General features: G+C 68.6%; 10 protein-coding genes and 3 pseudogenes. 9 read left to right on the forward strand and 4 right to left on the reverse strand.

Annotated features, from left to right (window positions below; translation table 11 throughout):
- Window positions 1-104: pseudogene (locus A7B18_RS20655) on the forward strand (IS5-like element ISDge16 family transposase); the annotation flags it as partial.
- 127 nt (window positions 105-231) lie between these two features.
- Window positions 232-699: a transposase gene (locus A7B18_RS23145; RefSeq protein WP_180970284.1), complete on the forward strand. Its 468-nt coding sequence runs from the start codon at window positions 232-234 to the stop codon at window positions 697-699.
- Window positions 700-957: 258 nt separating this feature from the next.
- Here the strand turns inward: A7B18_RS23145 and A7B18_RS20665 are convergent, their stop codons facing one another.
- Entirely contained in the window at window positions 958-2847 is a 1890-nt protein-coding gene (locus tag A7B18_RS20665) for an AfsR/SARP family transcriptional regulator (RefSeq protein ID WP_102128553.1), read from the reverse strand.
- Window positions 2848-2893: 46 nt separating this feature from the next.
- On the opposite strand from A7B18_RS20665, the gene A7B18_RS22950 reads away from it, so the two are divergent.
- The 3 genes from A7B18_RS22950 (at window position 2894) to A7B18_RS20670 (ending at window position 4520) form a co-directional block, all read left to right on the forward strand.
- On the forward strand, window positions 2894-3028 hold the full coding sequence (locus tag A7B18_RS22950) for a hypothetical protein (RefSeq protein ID WP_281260180.1): 135 nt from the start codon (window positions 2894-2896) through the stop codon (window positions 3026-3028).
- Window positions 3025-3171 carry a hypothetical protein gene (locus tag A7B18_RS22180; protein ID WP_180970285.1) on the forward strand — a complete coding sequence of 49 codons (147 nt, stop codon included), beginning with the start codon at window positions 3025-3027 and terminating at the stop codon, window positions 3169-3171. Before A7B18_RS22950 ends, A7B18_RS22180 begins: the two co-directional genes overlap by 4 nt.
- A gap of 347 nt (window positions 3172-3518) precedes the next feature.
- Window positions 3519-4520, forward strand: a complete 1002-nt coding sequence (locus A7B18_RS20670) for a hypothetical protein (protein ID WP_245872998.1) — start codon at window positions 3519-3521, stop codon at window positions 4518-4520.
- A gap of 360 nt (window positions 4521-4880) precedes the next feature.
- Here the strand turns inward: A7B18_RS20670 and A7B18_RS20675 are convergent, their stop codons facing one another.
- Both A7B18_RS20675 and A7B18_RS20680 read right to left on the reverse strand, forming a co-directional pair.
- Entirely contained in the window at window positions 4881-5231 is a 351-nt protein-coding gene (locus tag A7B18_RS20675) for a DUF2726 domain-containing protein (protein ID WP_102128555.1), read from the reverse strand.
- Window positions 5231-5572, reverse strand: coding sequence for a hypothetical protein (locus tag A7B18_RS20680; RefSeq protein WP_102128556.1), 342 nt, complete (start codon window positions 5570-5572; stop codon window positions 5231-5233). Before A7B18_RS20680 ends, A7B18_RS20675 begins: the two co-directional genes overlap by 1 nt.
- 196 nt (window positions 5573-5768) lie before the next feature.
- On the opposite strand from A7B18_RS20680, the gene A7B18_RS20685 reads away from it, so the two are divergent.
- From A7B18_RS20685 to A7B18_RS22770, 4 genes and pseudogenes are all read left to right on the forward strand, one after another.
- The gene (locus A7B18_RS20685) at window positions 5769-6044 is read left to right on the forward strand and encodes a hypothetical protein (protein ID WP_102128557.1); all 276 of its coding nucleotides are present in this window, start codon (window positions 5769-5771) and stop codon (window positions 6042-6044) included.
- A gap of 215 nt (window positions 6045-6259) precedes the next feature.
- Window positions 6260-6634, forward strand: coding sequence for a hypothetical protein (locus A7B18_RS20690; protein ID WP_102128558.1), 375 nt, complete (start codon window positions 6260-6262; stop codon window positions 6632-6634).
- A 393-nt stretch (window positions 6635-7027) separates the two neighbouring features.
- Window positions 7028-7081 (forward strand): annotated as a pseudogene (locus A7B18_RS22765) (hypothetical protein); the annotation flags it as partial.
- A pseudogene (locus tag A7B18_RS22770) lies at window positions 7075-7155 on the forward strand (excalibur calcium-binding domain-containing protein); the annotation flags it as partial. The pseudogenes A7B18_RS22765 and A7B18_RS22770, both read left to right, overlap by 7 nt.
- A gap of 44 nt (window positions 7156-7199) precedes the next feature.
- On the opposite strand, the gene A7B18_RS22185 reads toward A7B18_RS22770, so the two are convergent.
- Window positions 7200-7380, reverse strand: a 181-nt coding sequence (locus A7B18_RS22185; RefSeq protein WP_219722167.1) for a hypothetical protein, incomplete at its 5' end; no start/stop codon positions are given.

Consider the following 7380-nt stretch of genomic DNA (forward strand, 5'->3'; position numbering starts at 1 on the left):
TCAATCGGCTCAAGGATTTTCGGGCCATCGCCACCCGATACGAGAAGCGCGGACACCAGTTTTTAGCCGGTGTCCACGTCGCTTGCATCCTCCTCTGGCTCTGAAATTTCAGCCAGACAGACCCTAGTGGTTGAACCTCGGCGTTCGGGGATCAGGGTCGTCGGGCCGATCCGTCACACGCCGAATTGGCAAGGTAGTGTTCCAGACGCGTTCACCACGAACGACTTTCAGGTGAACTGGAAGCGCCACACGGTCACGTGTCCACAGGGCCACGAGTCCAGACCGTGGCGGGAACGGAACAAGCCGGGCGAGCCCCACATCTTTCATGCCCGCTTTCGTCGGGGGGACTGCCGGGCGTGCCCGGTTCGGGCACGCTGTACTCGGAACGCCGTCGGTGATCCCCGGAACGTCAGCGTTTTACCCCGGCCCCTGTACGAAGCGCGCAAAGCGCAACGTGAAGAGCAGAAAACGCCCGAGTGGCAGCGGAACTACCAGCGCCGGGCAGGGATCGAAGGCACCCTCTCACAGGGGGTCCGCGCGTGCGGCGCAGCCCGCACGCGCTATCGAGGGCAGCGCAAGACGGCGCTGCACGAGGTGTGCGTCGCCGCCGCGATCAACGTGCAGCGCATCGGGGCGTGGTTCGGTGGAGTGCCGCGAGAGACGACGCGCACCTCAAGGCTCGCCGCCCTTTTCGCCTGACCGCCAATTCGCCACCAGTATCGCATCTTGTCTCAGCCCCTTTTAGTGGAAGTACAGCCTCAGGAAGACCTTCGGGCGGTGTGATGGGACCTCGCTGTCCTATACGGCCCATTTCAGAGATAGGCATGGCCCAGGGCAGGGTGAAGCCGGGTGCGGTTGTACCAGTGGAGGCTGGGAGGTGAGGTTGATCTCTTCAGAGCGCTCTCTCGCCTTTATGGGTAGAGGAGCTACACGCCTATGGGCAGGTGCTTCCTGACCTCAGTGGTAGACGCGGTGCAATTCGGAGACGTACCGCGCCAACTCGTGCGCCGGGGCGTCCACCTTCTGCGCGGCCCGGACGCGCTCCTGTAAAACCTCCGTATCGAGGGGGTCTACCTTGAGGACCTGGTTGGCAAACAACACCACCCGCCGCCAGTCCCCCCGCTCGCGCGCCCGCGTCATCTGGCGGCGCAGCTCGATGGTCAGCGCGAGCAGCGCTTCCTCTCGCTTCTGCCGCACCCAGTCACTCTCCTCGACCCCGGGCAGGAACTCTCCCCGGTAGAGCGCCACTGCCCGGGCGGCCTCCCCGTCCCTCACGGTCGCCAGCAGGTGCGTGACGTCCAGCTCCACCTGCACGCCCGGCCCGAGGCGATACACCGGCGCCCGGTGCGGCCCGCTGCACCCCACCACCTCGGCCCCGAGCTTGTCGCGCAGGTCCCAGATGCACTGCCGGAGGTAGCTGCTGCCCGTCTGGTCATCCTTGTCGGGAAACAGTTCTAACTGCATCTGGGCCCGCGTCCGCCCGGGGTGCAGCGTCAGGTAGGTCAGGAGCAAGGGACTGTTGGGGTAGGCGAAGCGCACCTCCTCGCCGTCCCGGGTCACGGCCACCCGCCCCAGCGTCGTCACGTGCAGGCGCATCGCCCCGTCCTCCGTCAATCGGGGGGTCCCCGCGAGGTGGGCCAGTCGGTCGAGCAGCGGTTCGAGGTACGGCGCCAGGTCGGGTTCCAACAGGGCGTGGTGCATCAACTCCGAGAGTTCTTCCACGTCCGGCTTGAACTCGTGGAGCTGCCTCAGGCGCAGCATGGCGGTGAGGGCCTCCGAGAGCGAGCGCGCCGCGTCCGCTTCCCGCCCCAGACGCAGCTCGCACGCCGCGAGGTGCAGCAGCACCCGGACGAGCTGGGGCGTGGCGTTCGCCTGGCGCAACAGCCCGGCCGCGATCTTGAGGCGGTCGGCGGCGGACAGGGGGTCGCCCCGGCGGCGGCGCAGTACCCCGTCCGTCGCCCACAGCTCAGCGGGCCACTCCTCGGCAGGGAGCCCGAAGCCGTGCAAGGTCTCCAGCGCCTGCCCGTGCAGGTTCATCAGGCTCTGGTGCTCGGCCAGGCGGGAGGTCACCCACAGCCGCAGGCGGTGGTCCCCCAACGCCTCGGCGAGCGGGGACAGGGCTTCCAGCGTCTGGGCATAGCGGCGGTACTGGCCGGTCAGCCGGTACAGCTCGGCCTCACTGGACCGCAGGTGCGCCTCCACGCGGGGCGTCTGCCCGGGGACCAGCAGCGCCCCCGCCTCGTTCAAGGTGGCCTGGGCCCCCCCGAAGTCCCCGGCCTTGACTTGCAGGTCGAGCAGGTTCTTGAGGGCACTCAGGCGCGGGGCGGGGTCAGGCGCGGCGGGGAGGGCGTGGATCGCCTCGCGCAGGAGGAGCCCCGCCCGGGCGAACTGGCCCAGGACGGTGTGCATCTGCGCGAGGGCCAGCGTGACGCGGGCGGTGAGTTCGTCATTCCCGAGGGCGACGTACCCGTGCCAGGCGCGCTCGACCTTTTTCAGACCCTCCTCGACGTGACCCAGCTCGAAGGCCGAGACCCCCCACCAGCGCAGGGCGCGCAGGTTCAATTCCACGCCCCGGAGCTGGGGCAGGGCGGCCTGGAAGTGGGCGCAGGCCTCCTCGTGACGGCCGCACAACCGCAGCAGGTTGCCGTACTCGACGGTGCCCTCCTCGTCCCCGAGGATCGCGGCGCGGTGCAGAGGCCCCTCCGCTTCGACCAGTTGCCCGGTGCGCAGCAGGGCGATTCCAAGCAGTGCGTACTCGCGCGCGCTCCTCGCCTGCCCGTCCAGCAGGCTGACCACGGCGGGATAGAGCCCGGCCCGGAAGGCGGCCTCGGCGTCAGGAGGCGTCATGGTCGCACTTTCCGTTCCTAAACAGATCCTTCATTAGACTGCCCTCATGTTGAAAAAGGCCCTGTTGGTGTGCATGGCGGTGTTGATTCCGGCGCTCTCGGTTGCCTCGGCGGGTTCCCGCGACTACGGGGACCGCCGGGTGGTGGCGACGGACGGCTCGCGGGACTACGGCGACCGATGACACGTCCCACCCCCCAGCCCAAGCCGACCCCGCTCCCTCCGCCCCGCGTGGAGCAGGTTCGGCAGGTTCGCGTGGAGGTCGCGGCGGGACGGCGCGCCATGCCCGTGCTGGGCGGTGCGTCCCTGGACTACGGCGACCGTTGACATCGTTGCCCCTCAGCGTAGGCATTTCGTTCCCACGCGGCCATGACAAATCGAACTCCAGGGCGGGGCCGTTGATTCGGCCCCGCCTTTCGCTGGGTTCGAGGGAGGGGTTCAGCACCACAGCCTGACCAGCCGCCGGGGGCGCCCCGCGGCCTGTCTTGTCCTTTTGAGTTCCCGATCAAGGGCCATGCGGGCCTCCTGATCTTCCGTACCCAGAGGACGCGGCAGGTTGGACATCTGCCGCGTGCTCAGTGCGCTGGTCGCGTTGCCGCAGATTCGTCCACGCCGAGGTCACCGGCACATACAGTGTCCGTGTGAGACCTCGCCGTGCCCTTGCGAATGTCAGCTTGTTCCTCGCTGCCGCGTTCACCCTGACGACTGCTCACGCTGTCGAGCGCGTGCCGGGGACGCAGACGTACTACTCGTACAGCAAAGACCCCATCACGGACATCAACACCAGCTTCATTGCTCTGTACGAGGTCAACGACAGCACCAGCGGGACATTCTTTACGGTTCGGTGCGCCAACGGCGACAAGCCGGACCTCTGGGTCGGCCTGAACACCAAAAATGACCTGCTGAGTGAGGAGGACGCCTCCCTCGACCGGATGCCCGCCGTGACCATGCGGCTGGGGGACGATGCCCCCATCGTGCTGTCCGGCAGCGAACTCACCTCCGTCGTGAACGCGAGCCAGGACGTGAACACGAAGGCCGTCGCCATTCACAGCGCAGCGGTCCGCCGGATCGTGAACGGCCTGAACGCGGGCAAGCGACTGGTCATCCGGGTCAACCGGGCCTCGGGTGGGCAGGCCCTGACGTACACCTTCCCGGCGGGCGGCTTCTCGACCGCCTGGTCGCAGGTGCGGGCGTGCGGCGCGGCGACGACCGCCAGTACCCAGCCCTCAGGCATCACCCTCACCCCGTCCACCGGACGTGCGAGCGGGGCACCGAAGTTTACGAAGTGGTACTTCACGACCTGCCGGGATGCGGCGAGCGGCGCGGTGCGAACCGGGTTGGTGGCGGGACAAGCCCACCTGTGCGACCTGGTGATCGAGACGCTCCCGAACGGGGCGCAGCCCGTGAGCGCCGTGTTCCGATACGAGCTGGAGTACCGGGAGGGGGGTCGGGCCGGGAAGCTGACACTCGACAGCGTGGACACCTGGCCGCCCAGCACGGGCCCGGTCACGAAATTCCGGCAGGACGGGGACCAACTAATCTTCACCCTGCCGCTCAACGTGCGTGCCCGGTCAAACCGGGTCTATACCAGCATCAACGTGACGGCGACCGTGAATTTCAGCAACGGCAGCAGCAAGCGGGTCTACGAGCCGCTGCCGGTGAAGCCCGCGGACTGAACGGGCCGGGAGGATGCACGGTTGCGGGCCAGGTCGAGCACTTGTCCCCGCTTCCTCACCTTTCGGCGACCGACCGGGCCTGACCTCAACGACGGACCTGGGAGAAACAGCGGTTCGCAAAAAACAAGGCACGACCCTTCACGTTCGGTGGGCGCCGAGCCTAGGGCTGGAGGTGCATGCCTCGCCGGGGACGGGCGGAGGAAGCGTCACCGCGCCGCGACACGTGCGGTCGCTCAGAACGGCCGCCGGGGTCACGCCTCTTTTTGCGAACCATCCGTCTTCCGCAGTGGTCCAGGAGGTGGCTTCAGCCTCGGGGAGCCCAGGGCCTGGGTTGGGCCAGGAGGATCCACCGCCCGCGCGTCACCCCACCTGGAGCAGGGGCAGATGGTGGGCGAGGTCCGCCTGGAGGCTCCTCGCGCTGTGGGTCTGCCGGGCGTCGAAGCGCAGCAGCCGCAACCCCGCCGAGCGGAAGGCGGTGTTCTTCACCTCGTCGCGGTAACGCTGCCGCTCGGTGTCGTGGGAAGCGCCGTCGAGTTCGATGGCGAGGACGGGTTTGAAGTCGCGCTCCTCCAGGATCAGGAAGTCCACGTGCTTGTCGCGCAGCCGCCCGAGCACGCTCTGCCGGTTCTGGGCCGCCCTTGAAATCAGAAAGAGGTCGTTGAGCCGCACGTTGGGAAAGACGAGGTACCCCGTGCCCTTCAAAGAGGCCATCAACTCAAGGTAGAAGGCTCGCTGCGGGAGAAGGACCACGGCTTGACCGTCACGGGCAGGTGGTCGGGCACCTCCGCGTGGGGAGCCGGCGGCGTTTCCCTGGCCTGCTCGTGGACGCGGGCGTGGACCTCGGCGGTCAGTTCGGGAGAGGCGTCGCGGGAAGGCGTGGCGCGGCCCAGGGAGGGGGCCGGAGCGGTGACCCGTGGCGAGACGGGTGGCCGGGCCGCAGAGGGCAGGTCTCGCGCTCGCCCTTTGCGGGCGTTCTTGCGCAAGACCTTGACGAACGTGACCGTGCCGTCAATGGCGGCGGTGAGAAAGAGCAGTGCGAAGAGGGTGCCCACCGGGACATCGTCTCAGGGAGGGGCGTGGGAGGGGCAAATCCGGCCCTGCCCCTGCCGCTTTTCCCGTTGCGAGAAACACGACACCAGACGCAGCCGGGGCCGGAGGGTGGTTGAGGGGCGCCAGATGGTGTTGAGTCACAGAATATTTCCCCGCCGTACTCGCGCTGTTCACGTTCGAGAGCGCAGAATAGGGGCAGTGACGCTCTCTTCCTTCCTCTTCATCGTCCTGGCGCCCGAGGGGGTGTGGCGGGCCCGCTTCGAGCTGGAGCCTGGGCGCTGCTACGGCCCGGAGGACGTGCGCCTGGAATGCGGAAGCGACCCCGGGTGGTCTCCCCACACGTTGACCGTGGAGGCTTCAGCGCTCCCCTCCGAGGCGGAGTTCCGGGTGCTCGCCGCCCGCGCCGCCACCCGCACGGCGGACGACTCCCCCGACGAGCTGCGGCGACTGCTGAACCTGCTGATTCCGTTCTGAGGAGTCTGGCCGCCGCGTCCGCCCGAAGTCAGGGTGTCCCGGCTCGCCGCGAAGTGAGCGGCGTGCACCGTGCAGCTACCGTGCAGCTCGAAGCGCCCACCCTGCCCAGGGCCCGCTCCACTCCGAGATGGTCGTCTCAAGGCTGACAGCCTGGACTCGCCCTCCCTTCGACGACAGGACCACCGCTGCTCTGCCAGCACGTTTACCCTGCCGGCATGAGGCCTTGTCTTGCCCTGACCCTCGCCCTGCTCGGGACGGCTCATGCCACGTGGACGCCCGAGGGCCGCCAGATCGAACGCTCCAGCACCTCCCGCACTGACCTCACCGTGCGGTTCACCCTGCGCCCGGGGGAAGACCCGGCGCGCACGGCCCTGGCGTGCCTCAGCGCGACGCGGCCCCGCTTCCCGAACGTCACCTGGGTGGATTGCGTGGCCTATACCCCGGGGGGGTTCGCCAAGCTCTCGGGCCGGATTCGTCCCTGTTACGCCGCCGTCGCGCGCTGGTTCGCCTACGATGAGGGCATGATCCGCCTGTACCTCGCGGCGGACGACCGCCGGTACCCGCAGGCCTGCCCGGCCCCCGCGGAATGACCCCGTGGCGCCAGGCCACCGGGGCCGTCACCTCCGGGCGACCGGGTCGCGGGCAGCGAAGTCCGGGAGCAGACGGCGGGTCCCCGGGCCAGTGCGTGGGACGCGGGGCGAGCGGTCCCGGTGGGGCGGCGCACCCGGCAGGAGGGTCGCTTCCCGTCACCCTGGGTGGGGCTGGTGGGTGAGGTGCAGCCCGGAGCCATGCCGGCGCTCCCCGCAACGTCGCGCTTGCCAGGATTGCTTGCACCCAAGCCCTCCAGGATGCCTGAGATGCCACTTCTGCTGCGCCTGGACCGGGGCACCTTCGTGATGTGGGAGGTGCCGGAGTCGGTGTCGAGCTTTTTCCTGTAGGACGCCCGCAACCAGTCTTACCGCGCTCCGGGCCAGGCGTACCGAGACGTGATGGAGACGCTGAAACGGGAGACCTCGGATTTCGACGAGCGGGTGTGACGCCCCTGCGGCGGGGGCAGCCCGGGTACAGCTCGGCCCTGGACCGGGACGGGGACGGCGTCGCCTGCGAGTGAAGCCGCCACTCACCGCGAAGTGAGCGCCCTCCTCACGGTCATGATCAAGGCCCCTCCCCCAGCGGGATGAGCGCCACCATCATCACGTAGGGGCGGGGGTGTTCCGGGCTGGGCTGGGGCTGTCCGGCGTGTAGGGCCTCCTTGAACGTCTCCGACAGTTGCCGCGCGGTCTGGTGCGCCTGACCCGTCTCCAGATGCACGGTCATGTCGAAGAACACCAGCGGC

The sequence above is a fragment of the Deinococcus planocerae genome (assembly GCF_002869765.1).
GTDB lineage: Bacteria > Deinococcota > Deinococci > Deinococcales > Deinococcaceae > Deinococcus > Deinococcus planocerae.